This is a genomic window from Actinoallomurus sp. NPDC052308, assembly GCF_040679195.1.
In the GTDB taxonomy this organism is placed as follows: Bacteria; Actinomycetota; Actinomycetes; order Streptosporangiales; family Streptosporangiaceae; genus Actinoallomurus; species Actinoallomurus liliacearum.
Window position 1 is genome coordinate 199,089 of the sequence record NZ_JBFAUM010000011.1, and the last position, 23,267, is coordinate 222,355.

20 protein-coding genes are annotated in these 23,267 nt (G+C 72.1%); 12 read left to right on the top strand and 8 right to left on the bottom strand.

What is annotated here, in order from left to right:
• The first annotated feature begins 48 nt into the window (after positions 1–48).
• Together AB0L00_RS25725 and AB0L00_RS25730 are read left to right on the top strand one after the other, a co-directional pair.
• On the top strand, positions 49–1,770 hold the full coding sequence (locus tag AB0L00_RS25725; protein ID WP_364438930.1) for a Na+/H+ antiporter: 1,722 nt from the start codon (positions 49–51) through the stop codon (positions 1,768–1,770).
• 8 nt (positions 1,771–1,778) lie between these two features.
• Positions 1,779–2,405, top strand: coding sequence for a PaaI family thioesterase (locus AB0L00_RS25730; RefSeq protein ID WP_364438933.1), 627 nt, complete (start codon positions 1,779–1,781; stop codon positions 2,403–2,405).
• 52 nt (positions 2,406–2,457) lie between these two features.
• On the opposite strand, the gene AB0L00_RS25735 is transcribed toward AB0L00_RS25730, so the two are convergent.
• The 3 genes from AB0L00_RS25735 to AB0L00_RS25745 all read right to left on the bottom strand — a co-directional run bounded on the left by AB0L00_RS25735 (position 2,458) and on the right by AB0L00_RS25745 (position 6,356).
• Entirely contained in the window at positions 2,458–4,230 is a 1,773-nt protein-coding gene (locus AB0L00_RS25735; RefSeq protein ID WP_364438936.1) for a S53 family peptidase, read from the bottom strand.
• 279 nt (positions 4,231–4,509) lie between these two features.
• Positions 4,510–6,000 (bottom strand): M1 family metallopeptidase, encoded by a 1,491-nt coding sequence (locus AB0L00_RS25740; protein ID WP_364438939.1) that lies wholly within the window; start codon positions 5,998–6,000, stop codon positions 4,510–4,512.
• A gap of 86 nt (positions 6,001–6,086) precedes the next feature.
• Positions 6,087–6,356 (bottom strand): DUF1876 domain-containing protein, encoded by a 270-nt coding sequence (locus tag AB0L00_RS25745; protein WP_364396074.1) that lies wholly within the window; start codon positions 6,354–6,356, stop codon positions 6,087–6,089.
• A gap of 233 nt (positions 6,357–6,589) precedes the next feature.
• On the opposite strand from AB0L00_RS25745, the gene AB0L00_RS25750 reads away from it, so the two are divergent.
• The 5 genes from AB0L00_RS25750 (at position 6,590) to AB0L00_RS25770 (ending at position 10,989) form a co-directional block, all read left to right on the top strand.
• The gene (locus tag AB0L00_RS25750; protein WP_364438941.1) at positions 6,590–7,222 is read left to right on the top strand and encodes a VC0807 family protein; all 633 of its coding nucleotides are present in this window, start codon (positions 6,590–6,592) and stop codon (positions 7,220–7,222) included.
• A gap of 118 nt (positions 7,223–7,340) precedes the next feature.
• On the top strand, positions 7,341–8,492 hold the full coding sequence (locus AB0L00_RS25755) for an Ig-like domain-containing protein (protein WP_364438944.1): 1,152 nt from the start codon (positions 7,341–7,343) through the stop codon (positions 8,490–8,492).
• Between the two features lie 105 nt (positions 8,493–8,597).
• Complete coding sequence (locus AB0L00_RS25760; RefSeq protein ID WP_345357838.1) at positions 8,598–8,972, top strand: NUDIX domain-containing protein; 375 nt, start codon at positions 8,598–8,600, stop codon at positions 8,970–8,972.
• On the top strand, positions 8,969–10,480 hold the full coding sequence (locus AB0L00_RS25765; RefSeq protein ID WP_364438947.1) for a glycosyltransferase family 2 protein: 1,512 nt from the start codon (positions 8,969–8,971) through the stop codon (positions 10,478–10,480). Before AB0L00_RS25760 ends, AB0L00_RS25765 begins: the two co-directional genes overlap by 4 nt.
• A gap of 62 nt (positions 10,481–10,542) precedes the next feature.
• On the top strand, positions 10,543–10,989 hold the full coding sequence (locus AB0L00_RS25770) for a hypothetical protein (protein WP_364438950.1): 447 nt from the start codon (positions 10,543–10,545) through the stop codon (positions 10,987–10,989).
• A 110-nt stretch (positions 10,990–11,099) separates the two neighbouring features.
• Here AB0L00_RS25770 and murA read toward each other — a convergent pair whose 3' ends face one another.
• Positions 11,100–12,407, bottom strand: a complete 1,308-nt coding sequence (gene murA / locus AB0L00_RS25775) for a UDP-N-acetylglucosamine 1-carboxyvinyltransferase (RefSeq protein WP_364438953.1) — start codon at positions 12,405–12,407, stop codon at positions 11,100–11,102.
• 153 nt (positions 12,408–12,560) lie between these two features.
• Here murA and AB0L00_RS25780 point away from each other — a divergent pair, with 153 nt between their 5' ends.
• Both AB0L00_RS25780 and AB0L00_RS25785 read left to right on the top strand, forming a co-directional pair.
• Complete coding sequence (locus tag AB0L00_RS25780; protein ID WP_364438956.1) at positions 12,561–13,523, top strand: LLM class F420-dependent oxidoreductase; 963 nt, start codon at positions 12,561–12,563, stop codon at positions 13,521–13,523.
• A gap of 525 nt (positions 13,524–14,048) precedes the next feature.
• Positions 14,049–14,486, top strand: coding sequence for an HNH endonuclease (locus AB0L00_RS25785; RefSeq protein ID WP_364438959.1), 438 nt, complete (start codon positions 14,049–14,051; stop codon positions 14,484–14,486).
• Positions 14,487–14,733: 247 nt separating this feature from the next.
• Here AB0L00_RS25785 and AB0L00_RS25790 read toward each other — a convergent pair whose 3' ends face one another.
• Positions 14,734–15,525: a class II aldolase/adducin family protein gene (locus AB0L00_RS25790; protein WP_364438962.1), complete on the bottom strand. Its 792-nt coding sequence runs from the start codon at positions 15,523–15,525 to the stop codon at positions 14,734–14,736.
• A 108-nt stretch (positions 15,526–15,633) separates the two neighbouring features.
• Between AB0L00_RS25790 and AB0L00_RS25795 the strand changes: the two genes are divergently transcribed.
• The gene (locus AB0L00_RS25795) at positions 15,634–16,719 is read left to right on the top strand and encodes a helix-turn-helix domain-containing protein (RefSeq protein ID WP_364438965.1); all 1,086 of its coding nucleotides are present in this window, start codon (positions 15,634–15,636) and stop codon (positions 16,717–16,719) included.
• A gap of 61 nt (positions 16,720–16,780) precedes the next feature.
• On the opposite strand, the gene AB0L00_RS25800 is transcribed toward AB0L00_RS25795, so the two are convergent.
• The 3 genes from AB0L00_RS25800 to AB0L00_RS25810 all read right to left on the bottom strand — a co-directional run bounded on the left by AB0L00_RS25800 (position 16,781) and on the right by AB0L00_RS25810 (position 20,034).
• Positions 16,781–17,545, bottom strand: a complete 765-nt coding sequence (locus AB0L00_RS25800; protein ID WP_364438968.1) for a LysE family translocator — start codon at positions 17,543–17,545, stop codon at positions 16,781–16,783.
• A gap of 188 nt (positions 17,546–17,733) precedes the next feature.
• Positions 17,734–19,143 carry an aldehyde dehydrogenase family protein gene (locus AB0L00_RS25805; RefSeq protein ID WP_364438971.1) on the bottom strand — a complete coding sequence of 470 codons (1,410 nt, stop codon included), beginning with the start codon at positions 19,141–19,143 and terminating at the stop codon, positions 17,734–17,736.
• A 69-nt stretch (positions 19,144–19,212) separates the two neighbouring features.
• A complete protein-coding gene (locus tag AB0L00_RS25810; RefSeq protein ID WP_364438974.1) occupies positions 19,213–20,034 on the bottom strand; it encodes an NEW3 domain-containing protein in 822 nt (273 codons plus the stop codon).
• A 247-nt stretch (positions 20,035–20,281) separates the two neighbouring features.
• Between AB0L00_RS25810 and AB0L00_RS25815 the strand changes: the two genes are divergently transcribed.
• On the top strand, positions 20,282–21,745 hold the full coding sequence (locus AB0L00_RS25815) for an alpha/beta fold hydrolase (RefSeq protein WP_364438977.1): 1,464 nt from the start codon (positions 20,282–20,284) through the stop codon (positions 21,743–21,745).
• Between the two features lie 218 nt (positions 21,746–21,963).
• Positions 21,964–23,043 carry an alpha/beta hydrolase-fold protein gene (locus AB0L00_RS25820; RefSeq protein ID WP_364438980.1) on the top strand — a complete coding sequence of 360 codons (1,080 nt, stop codon included), beginning with the start codon at positions 21,964–21,966 and terminating at the stop codon, positions 23,041–23,043.
• The last annotated feature ends 224 nt before the right edge of the window (positions 23,044–23,267 follow it).

The following is a 23,267-nucleotide window of genomic DNA, read 5'->3' on the forward strand; positions in this document are numbered from 1 at the left end:
GGGTGAACGACGGCAGAGATTTGGGGAAGAGTGGGCGGCATGGGCCCGATGTCGCTTTTCCTGGGCGGGCTGGCCTTCGCCGTGGTGGTACTGCTCGCCCGCAACCTGGCCGGCCGGCTGGGGCTACCGGAGGCGACCCTCCTCGTCGTGCTCGCCGCGGTGATGGGCTTCATCCCCGGCATGCCGCAGGTCCACGTCCCGCCGGACGTCGTCCTGATCGGTTTCCTGCCCCCCATCGTGTACCACGCGGCGTTCTTCACCGCGCCCCGCGAGGCCAAGGCGGACGCGGTCCCGATCATCACGCTGGCGGTCGCGCTCACCGTCGTGACGACGTTCGCGGCGGCGGCGGCCGCGCACACGGTCGTGACCGGACTGGGCTGGGCGGCGGCCATCGCCTTCGGCGCGGCGGTCGCGCCGACCGACGCGGTCTCGGCGACCTCGATCCTGCAACGCCTCGGCGCGCCGCGCCGGGTCGTGACGATCCTCGAGGGCGAGAGCCTCATCAACGACGGCGTGGCCCTCACGGTGTTCAGCCTCGCCGTCGAGGCGCTGTCGCACTCCTACACGTACGGGCACGGCGCGGCGCGGCTCGCCGAGGTGGTCGTCGGCGGCGTCGCGTACGGCCTCTTCGTCGGTTTCGTCATCTCCCGGTTGCGGCGGCGGATCCGCGATCCGAGCAGCCAGATCGTCGTCTCCCTGCTGACGCCCTACCTCGCGTTCGTGCCGGCCGACGAGCTCGGCTTCTCGGGGATCCTCGCGACGGTCACGGCCGGGTTCTTCCTCGGCACGCGCGGCGAGGGCATGCTGCAGCCGGCGTCGCGCCTGGTCGGGCAGATGTTCTGGCGCGTGCTCGTCTACCTCTTCGAGTCGGCGCTGTTCGTGCTGCTCGGCCTGCAGCTCCGGCCGGTGCTGCGGGAGATCGCCGGCCACTCGCCGTCCCGGCTCGTCATGGCCGTCCTGGTGGTGGCGGCCATCATCATCGCCGTACGCCTGGCCTGGTCGTTGTGGGTCTTCCCGCTCGGGCGATATCTGCCGGGACGGCACCTCGAGGTGGGGCACCTGAACGCTGGCGAGCGCTTCGCGATCGGCTGGAGCGGCATGCGCGGCGCCATCTCGCTGGCGATCGTGCTGTCCATGCCGGGGTCCGTCCTCGGCTCGCCGCTGCCCGGCCGCCAGGAGGTGGTCTTCCTCACCGCCGCGATCGTCTTCGTCACCCTGGTCGGCCAGGCGATGACGCTGCCGGTGGTCCTGCGCAGGTTCGGCCTGGCCGAATCCGACCGGCAGCGCCGCGAGCAGATGGCCGCCCGGCGGGCGGTGCTGGAGGCGGCCCTGGACCGGCTGGACACGCTCGTCGAGAACGATGAGGTCGACGAGGGCGCCGCGCAGACCTACCGGCAGCTGTACGAGCACCGGATCCGGCGTATCCGGGCGGAACTGGACGGCACGATGGAGGAAGAGGGGCCGGCCGACCCGATCGCGCTGCGGCGCGAGCTCATCCGGGCCCAGCGGGAGCGGCTCGACGGGCTGTACCGCAAGGGGAAGATCAGCGCGGACGCGCTGCGGGCGGTGCGCCGGCGGCTCGACCTGGACGACCCGGATCTGCGCCGCGACGTCGGCTTATCCGGCGCGTCCCGCGTTACTCTCCGTAATTACGGCAAAGTCGGCATCGGGCCGGTGATGACGCCGACAAAGGCGAGATCGGGGCGGCGATCACGCCGAGAACGTGTGACTGTCCGTAAACTCGGTACGGCGGATCAGGTGCGAGTCTAAGGAGTCAGATGGCCGAGCAAGCGGAGTTGCCGCAGGAACGGCCGGCGACGCAGGATCAACCACAGAGCATGGGGCGGGCCGACTCGGCCGGGCGATCGGCGGCCTCCGGGCCGGTGCCGGGGCGGCCGGAGGGGCCCGGTGGCACGGTCCGCATCGTCGACCTGCCGGAGTCGGACCAGAAGTCGCTGCGGACGGCCCTGCGGCATGACACGCCGTTGCACGACCTGCTCGGCCTGGAGATGGTCGAGATCGGGGAGGACCACGCGGTGCTGTCCATGCCGATCCGGCCGCAGGCGTTCAACAGCACCGGCAACCTGCACGGCGGTGCGATCGCCACGCTGATCGACGTGGCGGCGGGGACGGCGGCGGCACGGGGGAGCGGGTTCGAGCCGGGCCGGCAGAGTCTCGTAACGGCCGACCTGCACGTCCGGTACCTCGGCCGCCCGCACGGTGACCAGGTGTACGCGCGCGCCCAGGTGCTGAAGGCGGGCCGCCAGCTCATCGTCGTCGAGTGCCGGGTCACCGACGTCGAGCATCGCGTCATCGCGGCGGCGGACTTCAGCATGATGATCGTTCCGTTGCGCAAACCGCTGCGGCCCGTCGCGAGCGCCAAGGACACCGACCCGGACCTGTGACCGCGGCGGGGCCCGGCACGCGGAACCGCGCGCCGGGCCACCGCGGCTCCGGTCAGCCCGGGTTGGCGACCAGCGTGTTGAAGAGGGCCGGCAGGTTGGGGCTGCCCATGCCCGTCGAGAGGTCGAAGCCGGCCGTCGCCGGGTAGTACAGGTTGTTGCCCGCGACGACGTCGGTGTACGGCTTGTTGGCCCCGGCCACGCTCAGCGCGTGGTAGAGGGTGTCCGGGCCGAAGCAGAACACGTGGGCGCGCGCGAGCAGGCCCTGGTTCACCAGCGCCATGCCGGCCGCCCAGATGGGCGCCGCCGCGCTCGTGCCGCCGGACGACACCCACCGGCCCCGGTAGTAGATCGGCAGGTCGATCGCGACCGCGGAGACGTCCGGTACCTCCCGGCCGCCGGTGGTGGAGTACCGGTTGTCCGCGCCGGGTGCCTGCTGGAAGGACGCCCGCTGGTGGAACTTGCTCACGCCGCCGCCGCTGCCCCACTGGTTCTCGCACCGGGACAGGTTCGAGCGGTCGGACCAGACGGTCTCCTGCGTACGGGTCCCGTTCGGCGCGAACCCAAGGCGGGTGCCGCCGACCGCGACCACGTAGGGCGAGGTCGAGGGGAAGGACACGTCGAGCGAGCCGTAGTTCCGGTCGCCGAACGCCCCGCAGTCACCGCTGGAGATGAACACCGTCATTCTCTCGGCCACGGTGAGGATGCGCAGGCTCTGGTCGATCGACTGCATGATGGACGGGGACAGGTAGCCCTCCGGGCCGCCCATGCTGATGCTGACGATGCTGCCCGCGGGGTTCTTCGACAGGTCGTAGTTGTCGTCGATGATGCGCTGCAGCGCGTTGTTCAGCGCGGCCCACGAGTCGGCGCCGTTGCCGGTGTTCAGCAGCGCCGGGTCCTCCTGGTAGTCCACGATGCGCAGGTTGGGGGCCAGGCCGGCCAGCATCTGGATGTCGAGCGTGGCCTCCGCGCCGACCGCCGGCTCGGTGGCGCCGAGGTTCACGTTGCTCAGCTGGATGTGCGAGCCGCTGCACGCGACATAGTTGGCGACGTCGTTCCGGTCGTACCCGTCCATCTCGACGAGGTTGACCGTCATGTTCTCGCCGTGCCAGCCCTGGTTCCACAGCTGGTTGTAGCCGTACGCGGCGGCGACCCGGTCGTGGGAGGCGAACCGCTGCGGGAACCGCTGGATGCAGCGGGCCGCCCGCGCGGGGAGGGCCCGCCCGGGCACCGCGGCGCCGAGCGGTCCACGGGCCTTGGGCGCCATGCTGTAGCTCTCCAGGCCGGTGACGGCCAGGATGTACGGCTTGAGCGCCTCGGGGATCTGCGGCGGGTGGTTGGGGTCGGGCGTGAAGTACGTCCGGCCGTTCAGCCGGTGGGTGACGAAGGACGTCCGCAGCAGCCGGGCGGCCTGCCCGGCCTTCACGTCGAAGGTCACGTTCGTCCGCGTCTTGCTGGGCTTGGCCTGGATGTGGGCGCTGTTCAGGTAGGCCTGGAACTTCTGGATCGTCTGGTCGCTGACGCCGAGCTCCTTGCCGACGTCACCGGCGGTCTGTGACGGGCTCTTGCCGTGCCCGTACTTCTTCCAGGCCTCGTCACTGACCTTCAGCGTGACGCCGACGTGGAGGGTCTGGCCGTCCGGAACCCGGCCGGTCACCGGTGCCTTGAGCACCTTGTCCGGGATCCCGAGGTCGAGCGTCGTGTATTTCCAGGTGGCGGCGGCCGTCGGCGATGCCGACGGCTTGCTGGAGCTCCCCGAACTCCCGCATCCACTCAGCACGGTCAGTGCGAGCACCACACTGAGACATGCGGCCCGGCGCTTGCGCACGGATGTCCCCCGTTTCCTCGTCTGGGACTGTCGACACACGCGGTGGATCCGCGCGTGAGCGCTCAGACGAGCGCGACATACCGCCGGTTCCACTCGTTGTGGTGGGTTTCCGTCTTCCCCGGCAGCGGAGGTCGGCCGGGGATGGGTGTGACGCCGGTAGCCGGAGGGCCGTTCCTGCAGCGTGTGCCCGCATACGATGCCAGAACGGACATATCCCCGCAACAAGATCGGCCCCGTTCCCGGCGGGTCGCCGGGAGCGGGGCCGGAACGCTCCGCGGGTCAGCCGCGGAGGTTCGGGGTGCCCAGGGCCGCGTGCGCCTGCCGGATCTGGGACCAGGACTTGGGCCGCGCCGTCGCGGCGGTCGGCTGCGGCGGGGCGGCCGGCCGTCCCGGCGTGTACAGCCAGGTCTGGAACAGCGCGCCGAGCCGCTGCCCGGAGAGGCGCTCGGCGAGCGCGATGAACTCCGGGATCGTCCCGTTGCCGTACCTCTTCAGTGACGCCCAGGTGCGCAGGGTCGTGAAGAAGGCCCGGTCGCCGACCTTCGCCCGCAGCGCCTGCAGGGCCATCGCGCCACGGTCGTACACGGCGTCGGCGAACTGGTTCTCACCGGGACCCGGGTCGCCGGGCTTGACCTGCCAGAACGGGTCGTCGGCCGGATAGGAGTCGTAGGCCGTCCGCGCGAGCTCGGCGGCCGTGCCCTCACCGTGCTGCTCCGACCACAGCCACTCGGCGTACGTCGCGAAGCCCTCGTTCAGCCAGATGTCGCTCCAGCGGGATAGCGAGACGCTGTCGCCGAACCACTGGTGGGCGTTCTCGTGCACGACGAGGTACGGCCGGGGCCCGTTACGGAAGCCGTACGGGCTGTAGAACACCCGCGTCTGCGTCTCCAGGGCGAAGTGGGAGGTCACGTTCGGCACGTATCCGCCGAGCGAGGTGAACGGATAGGGGCCGAAGATCTTGCTCTCCCAGTCGACGACCTCGGCGGTGCGCTCGACGCTCTGCCGGGCCGCCGCCGCCCGGTCGGCCGGCAGGTCGGGGCTGTAGGCGGTGATGACCGGCAGCCCGTTCTTCGTACGGGACCGGTGGACGTCGAACCTACCGATGGCCAGCGTCGTCAGGTACGTCGCCTGCGGCCGGGTCTCGCGCCAGCCGTACCGCGTCCAGCCGTTCGCGGTACGGGCGCCGGTCGGCTCGCCGTTGCTGATCGTCTGCAGGCCCTCCGGCACGGCGATCTCGACGTCGAACGTGGCCTTGTCGAGCGGATGGTCGTTGCTCGGGAACCACCACCACGCGCTCTCCGGCTCCTGCGCGGCCACCGCGCCGTCCGGGGTACGGGCCCAGCCGACGTAGTCGCCGTATTTCTTCGTCGACGGGACACCGGAGTAGCGGACGACGACGGTGAGCGGCCGCCCCTTCCGTACGACGGCCGCCGGGGTGATGACCAGCTCATGGGCGCCGGACGTGGTGAACCGCGCGGTCCGCCCGTCGACCGTGACGGAGGAGACGTCGAGCAGGAAGTCGAGGTCGAAGCGGGTGAGGTCCTGCGTGGCCCGCGCGGTGATCGTCGCCGTCCCGTCGAGACGGTCGTCGGAGGGCCGGTACTTCAGGTCCAGGTCGTAGTGGGCGACGTCGTAGCCGCCGTTCCCGTAGTCCGGATAGTAGGGGTCGCCGATGCCCGGCGCGCCCGGCCCCGCGTCGGCGTGGGCGGCGGTCGCCGCGAGGAGGACGCCGGCGGCGGCCAGAACCGCGGTCAGTGATCTGCTGCGCATTCACTCTCCCGATTTCTCCGAGTCAACCCACTCGGATAATAGAGATCTTTCGGGTGAGTGGAAGGCGCAGCAGTGGCCGAATTCGATCAGTGGGTCAGCCGGACGTGTTCGTGTGTCACCGCCTCGATGTCCGCCGCCGCCAGGTCCAGCAACCGGTGGGCGAGATCGGACAGCGCCCGCGACGCTGCGAGCTCCGCGCCGATCTCGGGAACGTCCCAGTCGGCGGGGTTGCACCGTGCCCGCCCCTGCCCGCGTACCCTCTCGGTCTCCCGAGTGATCAGCCGCGCCTCCGCGTAGGTCTGACCGTCCTCCTCGTCGAGGACGACCTCGACGGACCAGCGGTCCTCCGTTCGCATCTCTGCCTCCCCTTTCCAACGCAACTGCCTTCTACTCACGAGGCTTCACCCGGGACGACGGCGAGGGCAGGGGCGAAGGTCCCTCACTGCCCCCATATACGGCGCGACCTGCTATTCAGACCAGATGTGGTGACATATCGCGAACCGTCCGAAGCGGTGGCGACCGTGGCGTACCGTGGGCCGGGTCTTCCTGAAGTCCTCCTGAAATCGATCGATCGGGAGTCGCCCGGCACATGGAGTCACCGCATCGGTTCGAGATTCCCCGCCTGACCGCTCTCCTCCTGCACGCGCTGCCCAGGGTCGTCGAAGGCATGATCGCCCCCGTCGTCGTGTTCTACGCGGGTCTCGTCGTCCTCGGGCTGAACGGCGCGCTGGTGACCGCGGTGGCCTGGGTCTACGGCGGGATCGCCGTCCGCGTCGTTCGCCGCAGGCCCGTGCCCGGCACGCTGCTGCTCGCGGCGCTCGGCGTCACCGCCCGCGCCGCGCTGGCGGCCGTCACGGGCAGTGCCGTGGTCTACTTCCTGCAGCCGACCCTGGGCACGATGCTCGTCGCGGTCTCCTTCCTGGCCTCGGTCCCGCTCGGTCGTCCCCTCGCCGCCAAGGTCGCCACCGACCTGGTGCCGTTGCCCGACGCGTTCCTCGCGCACGCCCGGGTCCGCCGCTTCTTCCTGCGGATCTCGCTGCTGTGGTCCCTGACCTTCACGCTCAACACCGCCATCAGCCTCTGGCTGCTGTTCAGCCAGTCGATCGGGACCTTCCTATGGGTGCGGACCGCGGCGGTGGCCACTCTGGGCGCGACCGCGGTGTTCATCTCGGTGTGGGGTTTCAAGCGCTGCGTGAACCGGGTCACCGCAGTCCCCGCCTGACCGGAGTCAGCGCGCAAGAGCGCGGGAATTCCGGCGAACAATCCGAAGGCACGTGACATCTCTCAATATGAGGGCATCTGGCCCCGAAGACCTGATCGTCCGTCCAAGGAGATTCACGGTGAAGCGCCGAGTGATGCTCGTGGTGACCGGAGCGACGCTGCTGTTGTCGACCACGGGATGCGGGTTGGGCGGCTCCTCGTCGTCGCCGGCCACGGTCACGATCACGCCGGTCAACGGCGCGGCCGACAGCCGCCCCGACCAGCCCATCGTCGTCAAGGCCGCGAAGGGCAGGCTGCGCGACGTGACCGTACGGGACGCCGGCGGGCAGGTCGCTGGAACGTTCGACAAGGGACACGTCCAGTGGACGTCGGCCGGGACGCTCAAGCCGGCGACGAAGTACACCGTCACCGCGACCGCGAAGAACTCCGGTGGCAAGACCACCACGGCGAACAGCGCCTTCCAGACGCTGACCCCGAAGCAGACGTTCGGCGTCGCCGACATCACCCCCATGCCGGGCGAGACGGTCGGCGTCGGCATGCCGCTCATCGTCAAGTTCAGCGACCCGGTCTACAACAAGGCGAACGTCGAACGCGCCCTGAGCGTCACCTCCTCAAAGCACGCCGAGGGCGCCTGGCACTGGTTCGGGAACCAGGAGGCCGTCTACCGGACCAAGGACTACTGGCAACCCCACCAGACCGTGACGTTCACCGCGCACCTGGCCGGGGTCCGGGGCGCCCAGGACACCTACGGGACCAAGGACTACAGCCGCTCCTTCACGATCGGCGACTCCCACATCAGCGCCGTCGACGTGAAGACGCACCAGATGACCGTCGCGGTCGACGGCCGGACCGTCAAGACCGCCGCGATCAGCGCGGGCAAGGGCGGCGAGCGCAAGTACACGACCACGAACGGCGTCCACGCCGTCATGGGCAAGCAGAGCCCGGTCACGATGACGTCCGGCTGGATGGGCGTCACGGACACGAGCAACCCGAACTACTACAGCCTGACCGTCTACCAGGCCGTGCAGATCTCCTCCAGCGGCGAGTACGTCCACTCCGCGCCCTGGTCGGTCGGCTCCCAGGGCCGGGAGAACGTCAGCCACGGCTGCGTCAACGCGCCGCCCTCCTTCGCCAAGTGGTTCTACGACCTGTCGAACCGCGGGGACATCGTCAAGGTCACCGGCACCGACCGGGAGCTCGAACCGGACAACGGCTTCGGCTACTGGCAGCTCTCCTGGGCCGACTGGGTCAAGGGCAGCGCCCTGCACTGACTCCGGCCCGGCGCCGTGCGCCCACTCCGGGCGAGCGTCGTGCGCCGACCCCGGCGGATCGCGTGGTGACGAGCGGGCACGGGCCCCACCTGGCAGGATGGGCCCGTGCTCGATGTCGTGGGATGGGTTCACATGTCGCAGGGACGGCTGCTGGCCGTCCGCGCCCGGCAGCGCGACCGGCTCTACCTGCCCGGCGGCAAGCGCGAGCCGGGGGAGGACGACTGGACCGCCCTGTCCCGTGAGGTGCGTGAGGAGCTCGGCGTCCGGCTCGACCGGGGCACCTTCCGGTCGATCGGGGTGGTCGAGGCGCCCGCGCACGACCAGCCGCCGGGCACCCGCGTCCGGATGGCCTGCTACACCGCCGACTACGAGGGGGATCTGGCCGCCACCGGAGAGGTCGACGAGTGGCTCTACGTCGACCCCGACGACGAGCACCTCCTCGCCCCGGCGGTGCGCGCCGCGCTGGAGCTGACTCGGTGAAGGTGAGCGTGGTCGTGCCGGTGTACAACACCGGCGAGGACCTCTCCCGGTGCGTCGAGTCCGTCCTCGGCCAGACGCTCGACGACTATGAGGTGATCTTCGCCGACGACGGCTCGGACGACGGCACCGAGAAGCGCCTCGACGGGCTGGCCGCCGAGCACGACCGCGTCCGGGTCATCCATCTCCCGCCCAGCGGCGGGCCCGGCGGCCCGCGCAACGCCGGCATCGACGCGGCCCGCGGCGACTACGTCTACTTCCTCGATGACGACGACTGGCTCGGCCCCGAGGCGCTCGAGCGCATGCACGCCATGGCGGTCCGCAACGACGCCGACATCGTGATCGGCAAGATGGTCGGCCACGGCCGCGCGGTGCCCCGCGCGATGTTCCGGCAGTCCCGGGACCGCGCCGACGTGCTCAAGGACGCGTTGTACGGCATCCTCACGCCGCACAAGCTGTTCCGCCGGTCGTTCCTCGACGCGCACCGGATCCGGTTCCCGGAGGGACCGGTACGGCTGGAGGACCACCGGTTCGTCCTCAAGGCCTACTTCCGGGCCGGCGTCATCTCGGTGCTCGCCGACTATCCGTGCTGTCACTGGGTGCGGCGCCCCGGCAGCTACTCCCGCAGCCGGCCGGACCCCGCGCACTACTACGGCGCGCTGCGCGAGGTCCTCGACATCGTCGACGAGCACGTCGAGCCCGGTCCCGACCGGGAGCGGTACTACGCCCACTGGTACCGCGGGAAGATCCTCAAACGGCTCGGGGAGAAGAGCTTCCTGGAGGCCCCGCCGGACTACCGCCGCGCCGTCTACGACGAGGCCCGGCGGCTGGTCGTCGAGCGGTTCGGCGAGGGCATCGACCGGTCGCTGCCGCTCCGGATGCGCGTCCGCGCCGCCCTCCTGCGCGCCGACGCCTACGACGACCTGTTCGGCCTGGTCGAGGCCGAACGCGGCGTCACCCTCGCCACCACCGTGGACGACCTGCGGTGGGACGAGGACCGGCTCGTCGTGCGCTTCGCCGTCCGTCTCGTCCACGCCGACGGCACGCCGTTCGCCGTACGCGACGGCCGGTGGCGGCCGCCCGTGCCGCTGCCGGTCCCCGCCGACGTGCTCGACGCCGCCGGCGAGGGGCGCCGTCTCGACCTCTACATCCGGCACCGGAAGGATTCGGCGGACCATCTCCTGCCGGTGACGGTCGAGTCGTCGGACGCGTTCGCGATGTCCGGCATGGCCGTGGTCGATCCCGCCGCCGACCCGGTGCTCACGCCCGGCGTCTGGGACTTCGTCGCGCGGTTCGACACCGGCGGGTGGACCGTCGAGCGTCGCCTGGAGGGCGGCGAGCGGATCGCCCACCGGGGGCGCCTGGCGCCGTACCGCACCGAGAACGGCAGGCTGAGCGTCCGCGTCCTGGCATCCGAGGCCGAGCGCGACGGTTCGCGGGGCGCGCTGCTGCGGCGCGCGATCAAGAAGATCCCCGGCGCCCGGCAGGCCGTACGCCGCCTGCGCGCCTGATCTGGAGTGATTCCGCCGCTCGGCGGGCACGGCCCCCCGCCCTGTTGTAGGGTCTCGTGATCATGACGAGATCGGTGCGAGCGTTCGCAGCGGCCGGGGCGATGGCCGCCCTGCTGCTGAGCGGGGCGTGTTCAGGCGGCAAGCCCAAGGCCGCCGCGGCGGACTCCGGGAAGGTCGTCACGACCCAGGTCGTCCTGCTGAAGAAGTACGACGCCGGATCGGGCGCCCTGGAGTACCAGGGCACCCAGAAGGTGCAGGAACCCGACGAGGCGATCGAGCCGACCGGGCCCGTGCGGACCGCCACCGTCGCGAAGGACGCCACCGTGCTCAGCGCGGTCAACATCTGCTCCGGCGACGACGCGACCGTCGACGAGAAGACCGGCGTCGGCGTCAAGCCCTGCACGCTGCAGCAGCTCGAAGCCGCCATCAAGGACGGCGCGCAGGTCGACGCCTACCTGACGATGAAGGGCAGCACCGTCACCAAGGTCGCCGAGGTCTACCACCCGTAGGACCTGTCTCAAAGCCCCGCCGTCCTACCGCACGGACGGGAACTTCGAGATGAGTCCCGGCCCGGCGGCCGCCACGGCGTGTGCCCGCGCCGGCCGCCGGCGGCCGGCGCTCAGACGGCGACGGTCTCCAGCTTGAGGCCCAGGGACGCGAACTGCTCCGCCGGCCGGTGGTAGCCCCGCTCGATGTGGTGCACGCCGCGCAGGGTGGACGTGCCGTCGGCCACGGACGCCGCCAGGACGGCCGAGAACCCGGCGCGAACGTCAGGCATGGTCACGTCGGCGCCGGTCAGCTTGGACACCCCGCGGACGACCGCCGAGTGCACCGAGTTGCTGTCGTGGAACCGGCACGCGGGGCCGCCGAGGCAGGCGTTGAAGACCTCGATCTCGCAGCCCATCTTCTTCAGCGCGGGCACGTACACCAGGCGGTTCTCGAACACCGTCTCGTGCAGCACGGACATTCCCTCGGCCTGGGTGAACAACACCATGAGGGGCTGCTGCCAGTCGGTCATGTAGCCCGGGTGCGTGTCGGTGTGCACGGCGGCCGGGCGCAGCCCGTCCGGCGCGGACGCGGTGATCCACTCGTCGGTGATCTCGAAGCGGGCGCCCATCCGGGCCAGCGTGGTGATCGCGGTGACGAGGCGGTCCTGCGCGCAGCCGTGCACGCGGACCTCGCCGCGGGTGATGAGCCCCGCGACGAGATAGGAGAACGCCTCCAGGCGGTCCCCGGAGAGCCGCGTCGACGCGCCCTTCAGCCGGTCGACGCCCTCGATGACGATGCGGCGGTCGGGGCTCAGCTCGATGTGCGCGCCCATGCGCTGCAGGAACAGCGCCAGCTCGACGACCTCGGGCTCCATGGCGGCGCCGCGCAGCACCGTCTTGCCCTCGGCCAGCACCGCGGTCATCAGCACGGTCTCGGTGGCGCCGACGCTGGGGTACGGCAGGTCGATCCGCGCGCCGTACAGGCGGCTCGCGCGGGCGGCGATGCCGGTGTCGCCCACCTCCACCTCCGCACCCATCGCGCGAAGGGCGTCGACGTGGAAGTCGACAGGCCGGCGGCCGATCGGGTCTCCGCCGACCAGGGGCACGAACGCCTCCCCCGTGAGGTGGAGCAGCGGGCCGACCATGAGGATGGGAATGCGGTTGAGCCCGGTGAACGCCCTGGGCACGCGCGGGTCGGTCACCGCTCCGGGCGAGACCGTGATGTCGGGGCCGGTGCGTTCGACGGTGTGTCCGAGGGCCTCCAGCATCGCGCCGGTGATCTCCACGTCGCCCACCTCGGGGGCGTTGCGGATCGTGCTCTCGCCCTCGCCGAGCATCGCCGCGACCATGTGCTTGGTGACGGCGTTCTTCGAACCGCGCACGTGGATGTCGCCGCGCAGCGGTCCGGAGGGTTCTACCTTCCATGCCTCTTCAGCCACGGCGACCACTGTACGGTGCGATCGCGTCGCATCCGTGCCGCCCACCCGCCGGGACCGCGCCGTGTCGCCACTAAGATGCCGGCGCCGGTAGGCGCCCGTCGCCTGCGACGACGCGAGCGAGAACCGAGGTCTGGTTCGATGAGCGCCATGGACATGAGCGTCGTTATCGGAGATTGGCCCGACCGTCCGCCGGAGGAGGCCCTGCACACGGCGGCGATCGCCGACCGGCTGCGGTTCGGGGAACTCTGGATCGGTGAGACCGACACGTGGGACGCGTTCGCCCTGGCGTCCGCGATCGGCCTGGCCACCGACCAGATCGAGATGACGGTCGGCCCGTTGCCCGTGACCGTCCGGGACCCGATGATGATCGCGATGGGAGCCGCGTCGGTAGCCGCCCTCACACGGAGGCGGATCGGGGTCGCGCTCGGCACGTCGAGCCCGCGGGTGGTCGAGCGGTGGCACGGCCGGTCGGGGGAGCGTCCGGCGACCGCCCTCGAGGAGAGCGCGCGGGCCGTCCGGGCGCTGCTGACCGGCGAGCGGGTCGACCTGGACGGCGAGGTCGTGCGGACGCACGGCTTCCGGCTCAGGCTGGCGCCGCCCGGCGGCCCGCTCAGTGTGGCGGCCTTCGGTGACCGGGCGGTACGGACGGCGGCCGAGCACGCGGACCGGATGCTGATCGACATGGTGTCGCCCGGGGTCGCCGCCGACCTGCGGGCGACGCTGGACGCGGCGGCGGGCAAGGCCGGGCGCCGCGCGCCCCGGCTGGTCGCGTGGCTGCCCGCGGCCGTCGATCCGACGCCTGAGTCGTACGCGCAGTTGATGTGGAGCATCGTCCCGTACCTCGGGCTGCCCGGGTACGCCGAGGCGTTCACCGACGTCGGCCTGGGCGACGCGGTGGCCATGGCACGGGACGGAGCCCAGCCGAAGGAACTGCTGACCGCTCTGCCCTTCGATGTCGCGGGCCGGGTCGGACTGGTGGGCACCGCGGACGAGGTGCGGACGCGCCTGCGGGAGTACGCCGACGCCGGGGTGGACGAGGTCGCGGTGGTCCCGGCGACGGGCGGCGACCCCGGGGGCGAGCGTACGCTCACCGCGATCCGGCGCCTCGTCGGGTAGCCGGACACGCTGCGCCGGTCCGTCGCCCGGCGCGGTGGCCGGGCCGCTGGGCGGCAGGCGCGTCGCTGGACGATCGGTCGGTGCGGCCGTGCGGCCGTGCGGCTCAGCGGTGGGCGGCCGCACCGGCGGTCGGCGTGGGCGTCGCGTGCGGCTGACCGATATGCCCATTGCCGCGGACCGCATCCCGTGGGATATTCCGAAAAAGGCGTTGCCTGCGGTGCCTCCGTTGAATCATGCTATTCCCGATTTCGGGGAAGAAAGGGGGAGAGGGTGTACGACCACATCGAGTCGGCGGACGAGACGCCGAGCGACGCGCCGGCCGCGCACACCCCGCCGGGGCGGCGCTCACGCATGTCCACCGAGGCTCTGACCTGCGGTGACCCGGCCGAGTACGGTCCGGATGAGCGCCGGAGACACGATCGAATAGCCGACGGAGACCACCGCCAGGGCGATTGACGCCCTGGTACGACGTCGGCCGCCTCCGGACCTCCGGGAGCGGCCCTTTTCATTCGATAGGGGATTTCGGTGCACGTACTCGTTCTGAACGCGTCGTACGAGCCGCTGCACAAGGTCGACGTGCGGCACGCGGTGCGGATGCTCGTACGCGGCGTCGCGGTGGTCGAGGAGGCGGTGGAGGGGCGGCGGATCGGGCACTTCCCGTTACCGCGGGTGTTGCGGCTGGTCCGCTACGTGGCCATGCGGTGGCGGCACGGCCATCGGCCGACGTGGGGCAAGCGGGGGCTCCGGCGCCGGGACGGCGGGTTGTGCGCCTACTGCGGTGGGCGGGGGAACACCGTCGACCACATCTTCCCCCAGTCACGCGGCGGCGGGTCGACCTGGGAGAACACCGTCCTGGCGTGCGGTCCCTGCAACAACCGCAAGCGGGACCGTACCCCCGAAGAGGCGGGAATGCGGCTGCTGGTCGAGCCGCGGATCCCGCTGTGGAGCGAGCTCCTGCCGTGACGAACGTCCGTGGGGCACGGGCGACGTGCCGCAGGGAGGGGGGCGATCGCGTGGATCGCCCCCCTCCCCGGCACGCCGTGGCCGCGGGGCCGGATCGCAAGGGGATCACTGGAAGGACACCGGCCGTACGACCAGGGCAGAGGCAACTTAGCGCTCGGCCCGTGGTCCCGGAAGGGCGACGGGCTTGACGGTAATTTGCAACCGGCGTCAGCGCCGCCGGGTGGGCATCCGCCCGGCGGGCCCGCCGTCACTCGAACAGGTCGGGCTGCTCGCGGACGATCTGGTCGTACAGCGGCTGGTAGTTGATCCACGCCACCAGGTCGTTGCCGAGCTGGTCGTGGGTGAGCTTGGCGTTCTCCTCGGAGATGTGCACGACCCGGCCGGCGGCCTTGGCCAGCAGCTGGACCTGGCAGGAGCGCTCCATCGTGATGAACCACCAGGCGGCGGCGTCGACCGAGTCACCGACCGTGAGCAGGCCGTGGTTACGCAGGATGACGGCCTTGCGGTCGCCGAGGGCGGTGGCGATGCGCCGGCCCTCCTCCACGTCCGTCACCACGCCGGTGTAGTCGTCGAACAGGGCGTGGTCCTCGTAGAACGCGCACACGTCCTGCGTGATCGGCTCCAGCAGCTCGCCGAGGGCCGAGATCGCCCGGCCGTGTACGGAGTGGCTGTGGGCTGCCGCCACGACGTCGGGCCGCGCCTGGTGGATCTGGGAGTGGATGGCGAACGCCGCCTCGTTGACGGGGTAGCGGCCTTGGACGACCTTGCCCTCGTGGTTGACGAGGATGAGGTCGCTCACCCGGATGTGCTTGAACGACATCCCGAACGGGTTCACCCAGAAGTGGTCGGTGAGCTCGGGGTCGCGCGCGGTGATGTGCCCGGCGACGCCCTCCTCGAACCCGAACTTGCCGAACAGCCGCAGCGCCGCCGCGAGCCGCTCCTTGCGATGCCGCCGCTCCTCCTCGACCGTCTCGAAGGCCGGGGGCAGGTTGAAGATCAGCTCTTGCGGGGGCAGTTTGTCCAGGAACTCGTCTGCCATGGGTTGACTCCTCCGATGTTCGTCTCCTGATACCAAACCTGATCGCACGACGTTTCGCCTAGCCGCACCGGCACCAAGGATGCGGAAGGTGATTATCCGAGAGAGCCAATGAACCGCTTCAGCGAGCTGTTGAGAGACGACGACGGCGTGATCGCGGACGCGGCCGTGCGGGCCGCGCGGGTGCACTCGCCGCCGGTCGCGGCCCTCCCGGAGGCCGAGGTCCGCCGGCACGTGCGGGCGGTGGTCCAAGCCGCGATCGGCGCGATCACGGCGGGAGGGGAGCTGGCCGAGGCGGACCTGCGGGCCGCCGGGCGGCTCGGTGCCGACCGCGCCCGCCAGGGCGTGCCGGTCGCGGCGCTGCTCGACGGTTTCCAGGCCGGGCGGGCACTGATCGTGCGCACGGTCGTGGAGCGCGGCCGCGCCGCCGGCCTGCCCGCGGACGACCTCCTCGAGGGGATGATCAGGATCGACGCGGTCGCGACGGCGCTGGAGCACCGCATGGTCCACGCGCACCGGATCGCCGAGCTGGAGATGGCGCGGACGACCCGTGACGCGCACGCTCAGGTGCTGCGCCGGGTCCTGCACGGCGAGAGCGGTGACCCCGCGCCGCTCGACGCCGCACGCCCCTATCACTGCCTGGTCGGCGACGTCAGCGACCCGCGAACGGCCGCGTCTCTGGAGCGGCTGCTGACCGGCGGGCTGTGCGCGCTCGTCGACGGCCGCCTCGCCGCGCTCGTGCCGATGGTGCCGGACCTGCCGGCCGGCGCGCCGCTGTTCGTCGCGTCTCCGGCGGTGCCCCTGGCCGACGTCCCCTCGATGTACGCGCTCTGCCGGGCGGCACTGCGGGCGGTCGCGGGCGAGGGCGGCCTGCACCGGCTGCCCGACCTGGCCCTCGCGGTGGCGGCCGCGGGCGCGCCGGACCTCGGGCGGCTGCTGGCCGACACCCTCCTGGACCGCCTGGACCCGGCCGACGACTTCCACCGGCAGCTCGCCGAGACCGCCTTGGCCTACCTGGACAACGACAAACGGATCGAGCCCACGGCCGGTGCCCTGCACGTCCATCCGAACACCGTGAAGTACCGCGTGCGGCGGTTCGGCGACATCACCGGCCGGTCCCTGGTGCCGCCGACCGGAGCGGCGGTCGCCCACTCCGCCCACTGGTGGTGGGCGCTGCGCACCTGGCTGGCGCGCTGACGCGCCCTCCGGCCGGAAGGGCCCCGCCGGCGTGCCTCCTGGGCGGGGCTGGGGTCGGCTGCTAGCGGTCGCCGTCGAGGGCCACAGCGGCGCTGATGGCGAGCAGGGCGGAGCCGGCCAGACCATCGAGGGCCCGGCGGGCGGTGCCGCCGCGCAGCACCCGGGAGATCGGGCCGATCGCCAGGGAGAACGTCCGCCACCACACGACCGCGATCGCGAGGAAGATCACGGCGAGCGTCGCGGTGGTGCGCAGGCGTGGTTCGTCGTGCGCCACGAACTGCGGCAGCAGCGTCAGGAAGAGCAGCGCGATCTTCGGGTTGAGGAGGTTGGTGAACAGGCCCTGCCGGAACATCGCCCCGCTGGTGAGGGGCGCGGATCGGACGCCGTCCGCCGTGCCCGGCGCGGCGGCCGGAGCGGGCGCCGCCGCGGTCGGCCGCGCGGTGCCGGCCGACTCCGCGACGGCCGGCCCGGGAACCGTCGCCTCCGGCAGGGCGGCCGCCGCGGCGATGTCGGCCTCCGCCTCCGCGGCCGGGTCGACGGACATGATGGCCGAGATCAACATCCGGATGCCCAGGTAGGCCAGATAGGCCGCGCCGGCCAGCTTCACCACGGTGTACGCGGTCGCGGACGCGGCGAGGATCGCGGACAGCCCGAGCACCGCCGCGGTCGCGTGGATCGAGATGCCCAGGCAGCAGCCCAGCCCGGTCAGCCAGGCCGCACGGCTGCCGGCGCTCAGGCCGTTGCGTACGACGAGGAGCATGTCCGGGCCGGGGGTCACGGTGAGGAGCGCGACGACGCCCAGGAAGGGGAACAACAGTTCGGGCACGCGCTCATCGTAGGCCGTCGGGTCGGCCCTGACCCGGCACATTCCCCGACTTTGCGGCGAACTTGACGAATCCGAAATGACCCGACGATGCCCGTCTCACCTTGGCGACCCCGCAGAAATTCCTCCCGGCCCGGCTACCGCCCGGCCGGGAGAACTCGCGAGTCGTTCAGCGGACTCCTGGGGCGCGGTCAGCGCTTGGCGCGGTGCACGACCTGGGTCTCGGTGAAGCCGACGAGGCCCCACGTGCCGTTCTCGACGCCGATGCCGCTCCACTTGAACCCGCCGAACGGCTGGTGCGGCGCGAGGGCCAGGTGCGTGTTCACCCACGCGGTGCCGCACTCCAGGCGCTCGGCGACCTCGGCGGCACGGTCGGCGTCGGTTCCCCAGACGGAGCCGGACAGCCCGAAGTCGGTGGCGTTCGCGCGGGCGACCGCGTCCTCGACGTCGGTGTACCGGAGGACGGGCAGGGCCGGGCCGAACTGCTCCTCATCGACGATCCGCACCCCTTCGGCGACGTCCGTCAGGATGGTCGGCGCGAAGAAGTAGCCGGGACCGTCGATCGGCGCCCCGCCGGCCGCCGCCCGCGCCCCGTTCGCGAGCGCGTCCGCCACCAGCTCCTGGACCCGCTCGTACTGCGGCCGGTTGTTGATCGGGCCGTATTGGACGCCCTCCTCCAGACCGTTCCCGACCTTCACGGACCGCGCCTTCGCGGCGAGCGCCTCGACGACGTCGTCGTACAGCCGTTCCGGGACGTACACCCGCTTGATGGCCGAGCAGACCTGGCCGTTGTTGGCGAAGGCCTGGTCGAAGACCTTGTCGGCGACCACCGCGGGGTCGGCGTCGTCGAGCACGATCGCCGGGTCGTTGCCGCCGAGCTCCAGTGTGGTCCGCTTGAGGTCCGGGGCCGCCGCGGCGGCGACCTTCTTCCCCGTCTCGATCGACCCGGTGAAGCTGATCTTGCGGGGGACCGGGTGCGAGGTCATCCACGCGCCCAGGCCGTCGCCGCCGCTGACGACGTTCAGCACGCCCGGCGGGAGGACGTCGCGCAGCAGCTCGCCGACCTTCAGCGTCGCGAGCGGCGTGTACGGGGACGGCTTGAGGACGAGGGTGTTCCCGGCCAGCAGCGCCGGGGCGATCTTCCACGCGGCGAGGACGAGCGGGAAGTTCCACGGCGTGATCGCCGCGACGACCCCGAGCGGGCGGCGTACGACCTCGACCTTCGCCCGGTCGTCGTCCTGAATGACCTCGCGGGGGATCTCCAGGTCGGCGAAGTACTGGAGCCAGATGGCGGCGCCCATGACCTCGAACCGGGCGTCCTGGAGGGGCTTGCCCTGCTCCGCCGTCAGGGTCTCGGCCAGGTCGCCGCCGGCCGCGGCCAGCAGCACGTCGGCCGCGGCCTTCAGCGCGGTGCGCCGGGCGGCCTCATCGGACCGCCACGCCGGGTACGCCGTCGCCGCCGCGTCGAAGGCCGCGTCGAGCTGGGCTCGCGAGCAGTCCGGCGCGGCGGCGTGCGGCGACCCGGTCGCCGGATTGATCACGTTGAACGCGGCCGTGGTCTCCACGGCGGCGCCGCCGATCGTCATGGTGAACTCGGGCACCGGTACCTCCTGGGAAGCCAAACCGAATAGCGTTCAGTTTGGCCCCAGGAGGTCCGTCTTGGCCAGAACCTATCGACGGCCGGTGACCACGACGCGGAACGACGTCGTCGGACCCGGGATGGTCAGCGAACCCGCGGTCGCCCGCGACCAGGCGGCCAGCCGCACCGCTCCGGGCTGCCCCTGCACGACCATCGGAACGAGGACGGCCGAGCTCCGCCCCGGCTCGAGCCCGCCGAGGTCACAGCCGAGGTACTCGCCGTGGCGGGCGCAGCCCTGCCCCTCACGCACCGACCAGCCGGCCGGGATCGCGGCCACCAGCTGCACGTGCTCGAGCGGCCGGTTGCCCGTGTTGGTGAGCGTCCAGCGCACGGTCTGCAGCTCGCCGGGCGAGACCTCCCAGTGCGTGGCCTGACCGGTCATGTGCATGGCGTAGGCCGGCCGCGGCATCGGCTGCGGGTCGGCGGGCACGATCCGCACCGGGTGCTCGGCGACCGGCCGGACCTGCTGCGCGTTCCCCGACCGGACGTTCGTGTTCTGCTCACCGGGCCGGTCGGGCCGCGGCTCGGCCCGCCTCGCCTGGACGGCGGTGCGCGCCGGCTGCTGTGCCTGCCCGTGAGCGGCCTCGGCCGACGGCCGGTTCTGCTGCGCCTGAGTGTGGCCGGCGGACTGGGACTGGGACTGGGTCAGCTGACGGGCGTGCTGCGGCTGCGTATGGACGGCGGGCCGGGCCGGCTCAGGCTGTGGGTCCGCGGGCCGGGCGTGCGCGGCGTTCTGAGCGCCGGGCCGCTCCGGCTGCGGGTGCGTCGGCCGGGCGTGCGACGCGGCCTGGGCCTGCGGCGCGAGGCCGAGCAGGCCGGTCCCGATGAGTGCGGTGATCGCGTATGAGCGCATGACGTCCCCCCTGATGGTGATCAGCGCAGACGCTAGCCGGATCCGCCCCGGGCGGCGTGCCGACCGCGCGTGACTTGGCCCAGTCCTGGCGTGGTCGCGATCCGCGATTGACATCGGCCCCGGACCGCACGCGTCCCGGACGCCCGGAGCGGCGGTACGGCGTACCGAGTGGCCACCAGAGGTCAAGGAAGCACCGACCGGCGAGTCAGGGATGTTCCTCGGCGCCGTCGATCGTCAGAATCCGCACATGCGATCACGACTCCTCGTCACCGCGGTCGTCGCCACCGCCGTGGCCGCGGTCGGCGGCCCCGCCGCCGCGGACGGCACCCCGTCGCCGACGACCGGCAGCGCTCCGCGACCCGCCGGAGCCCCGGCCGCCCCGGGCCGGCCACGGCTGGCCGACCCGCACCCGTGCCCGGACCAGCCCGGCTTCACCTGCTCCACCCTGCGAGTACCCCTCGACCACCGCGGCAAGGTGCCCGGCACGCTCGACCTCCAGGTCGCCACCGCGGACAACGCCGGCGCGCCGAAGGGCGTCCTGCTGTTCCTCACCGGCGGGCCCGGGCAGCCCGGCGTGCCGTTCATCACCCGGATCGCCACGCAGCGGCTGCCGGAGCTCGCCAAGGACTACCGGTTCGTCATGCTGGACCAGCGCGGCACCGGGGAGTTCGGCGCGATCGACTGTCCGCAGCTGCAGGCCCAGGTCGGCAGCTCCGACATCGCCGCGCCCACCCCCGCCGCCATCGAGGAGTGCTCCGACATCCTCGGTGACCGGCGTGGCCTCTACAGCACCGAGCAGACGGTCGCCGACTACGACGCGCTCCGCCAGGCGCTCGGCGTGCCCAAGATGGTCGTCGACGGCGTCTCGTACGGCTCGTTCACCGCCGCGCGCTACGCCGCCGTCCATCCGACCCACGTCCGCAAGGTCGTCCTCGACTCGGTGCTGCCGCACGTCGACCCGCAGGCCGACGACGGCCTGTACTTCGTCGGCCTGCACGCCCAGGCCCGCGTACTGCGCGACGCGTGCGCGACCGGGCCCGCCTGCGCGTCCGACCCGGCCGAGGACCTGGCCTGGGTGGTCCGCCACCGTACGGCCGCGGACGGCGTCAAGATCTTCGACGCCATCGTCTCCTACGAGTTCCTCGACCCGACCTACCGCGACCCGAACCCGCCCGGCCTGCCCGCCGGGCACGGCGACCTCGTCGGCGCGCTGCACGCCGCCCGGCAGGGCGATCCGGCCCGGCTCGACACGATCATCGCCGACATGGCGCCGGGCGGGGATCCCGTCGCGTCCTACAGTTCCGGGCTGCACATCGACGCGTTCTGCTCCGACGGCGCCTTCCCGTGGGGCCGGTCCGACGCGCCCCTGGGCAGCCGGCAGGCGAAGCTGGACCGGACGCTGCGGCACACGGACCCGCGCCGTGTGTGGCCGTACACGCTCGCGACATCGGCGGGCAGCGGATTCACCCAGGAGTGCCTGCGCTGGTCCGCGCGCCCGGCCGCGGAGCCGCCGGCCCGCCTGCCGAACGTCCCGGTGCTGCTGCTGAACGGTGACCACGACCTGTCCACGCCGCTCGAGTGGGCGTACGAGGAGGCGACGCACGCGCCGAACGGCAAGGTCGTCGTCGTGAAGGGCGCCTCGCACTCGATCCAGAACCGCGAGCGCGGGCACGCCGGACGCGACGCGGTGATCGCGTTCCTCACCCACTGACCGCACACGGCGACCGGCAGGGGCCGGGCGGTTCACCCGCCCGGCCCCTCGGGCATACGGAAGGGGGAACACGGCGGGGCCCCGGCGCTCCTCTCACGGGCGGAGCCGAGCGGATTCCCAGGTGAACATCGCTCGAAAAGCGGATGAATCAGGAGCCGGGACCGCGAGCCGCCACTTAGCCTCGGCCTGCTCGCGTCAACGGTTCTTCGGGGGACGACATGGGACTGATGGGCTGGCCGCTTCTCATCGCGGTCGTCCTGCTCGCCATCGGGGGGCCGGTGGCCTGCCTGTACGTGTGGAACCGCGTGAAGGGACGGCTCGCCGTCACGGTCCGGCTGTTCATGATCGTGATGTGCCAGGTCTTCGCGCTGCTCGTCGGCGGCGTCACCCTCAACCACTACTTCGAGTTCTACGCCTCCTGGAGCGACCTGTTCGGCGGCGGCAAGGGCGAGGGCACCCCGATCGAGCAGGTCGGCGCGGGAGGCGTGGGCGGCGGGCCGGCGCGCTTCGAGCGCACGCCGAAACTGGACCCGGACGTCTACACCGCGACGGTCACCGGCGAACACTCCGGGGTGCGCTCGCGAATCCTGGTCTGGGTGCCGCCCGGGTACGGTTCGCCGGCCAACGCCCATCAGACCTATCCCGTCGTCGAACTCCTGCCCGGCTACCCCGGGACCCCCTCGACCTGGTTCCACGCCGTGCACGGCGCCGCCGCCCTCAAGGAGGCCATCACGGCCGGCCGCGCGCACCCCTTCATCCTCGTCGCTCCGGTGACGACGGTCGTGCACGGCCGCGACACCGAGTGCGTCGACTTCCCCGGCGGGCCACGCGTCGAGAGCTGGCTCACCGACGACGTGCGCCAGGCGGTGACCAGGGCGTTCCGTGTCCAGCCGGACCGGAGCGGCTGGGGGCTCATGGGGTTCTCCACCGGCGGCTACTGCGCGGCGAAGATGGCGATCCGCCGGCCGGACCTGTTCAGCGCGGCCGTCACCATGCAGGGGGACGCCGTTCCGCAGACTCCGGAGGTCCGCCGGGACCACGCGCTGTTCGCGCAGAACTCGGTGCTCGACCTGCTGCGCGCGCACCGTCCGCCGGTCAGCCTGCTGCTGGCCGGCACCCGGCAGGACCGCAACTCCGACCAGGCGATCAACCAGATCATGCCGCTCGTGAAGCCGCCGACGGCGGCCTTCCTGTACGTCCTGCCCAAGGGCGGCCACAACGCCTCGGTCTGGAACTCGATGCTGCCCCAGGCGTACGCCTGGCTGAGCGGCCGCCTGTCCGCTCCGCACCCGGCCTGACGAGCGGGACGACCGTCACGCCCGCGAGCGGAACGCTCGGAGCAGCCGCTGCCGCCCCGGCCGTGCGTCCTGATCCGGCAGGCGCCCTCGGCGGCCGGCACCGAGCCGCCCGGCACCGAGTCGCCAGGCCGCCCGGCCGCCCGACCGAACGGAAGCGGGGGGGGGGGGGGGGGGGGCCCCCGCCGGGGGGGGGGGGGGGGCGGGGCGCCCGCGGGGGAAAGAGA

Coding starts and splice junctions, on each gene's coding strand:
- AB0L00_RS25725 (WP_364438930.1), top strand. CDS start 49: ATGTCGCTTTTCCTGGGCGGGCTGGCCTTCGCCGTGGTGGTACTGCTC.
- AB0L00_RS25730 (WP_364438933.1), top strand. CDS start 1,779: ATGGCCGAGCAAGCGGAGTTGCCGCAGGAACGGCCGGCGACGCAGGAT.
- AB0L00_RS25740 (WP_364438939.1), bottom strand. CDS start 6,000: ATGCGCAGCAGATCACTGACCGCGGTTCTGGCCGCCGCCGGCGTCCTC.
- AB0L00_RS25745 (WP_364396074.1), bottom strand. CDS start 6,356: ATGCGAACGGAGGACCGCTGGTCCGTCGAGGTCGTCCTCGACGAGGAG.
- AB0L00_RS25750 (WP_364438941.1), top strand. CDS start 6,590: ATGGAGTCACCGCATCGGTTCGAGATTCCCCGCCTGACCGCTCTCCTC.
- AB0L00_RS25770 (WP_364438950.1), top strand. CDS start 10,543: ATGACGAGATCGGTGCGAGCGTTCGCAGCGGCCGGGGCGATGGCCGCC.
- AB0L00_RS25780 (WP_364438956.1), top strand. CDS start 12,561: ATGAGCGTCGTTATCGGAGATTGGCCCGACCGTCCGCCGGAGGAGGCC.
- AB0L00_RS25790 (WP_364438962.1), bottom strand. CDS start 15,525: ATGGCAGACGAGTTCCTGGACAAACTGCCCCCGCAAGAGCTGATCTTC.
- AB0L00_RS25795 (WP_364438965.1), top strand. CDS start 15,634: ATGAACCGCTTCAGCGAGCTGTTGAGAGACGACGACGGCGTGATCGCG.
- AB0L00_RS25810 (WP_364438974.1), bottom strand. CDS start 20,034: ATGCGCTCATACGCGATCACCGCACTCATCGGGACCGGCCTGCTCGGC.
- AB0L00_RS25815 (WP_364438977.1), top strand. CDS start 20,282: ATGCGATCACGACTCCTCGTCACCGCGGTCGTCGCCACCGCCGTGGCC.
- AB0L00_RS25820 (WP_364438980.1), top strand. CDS start 21,964: ATGGGACTGATGGGCTGGCCGCTTCTCATCGCGGTCGTCCTGCTCGCC.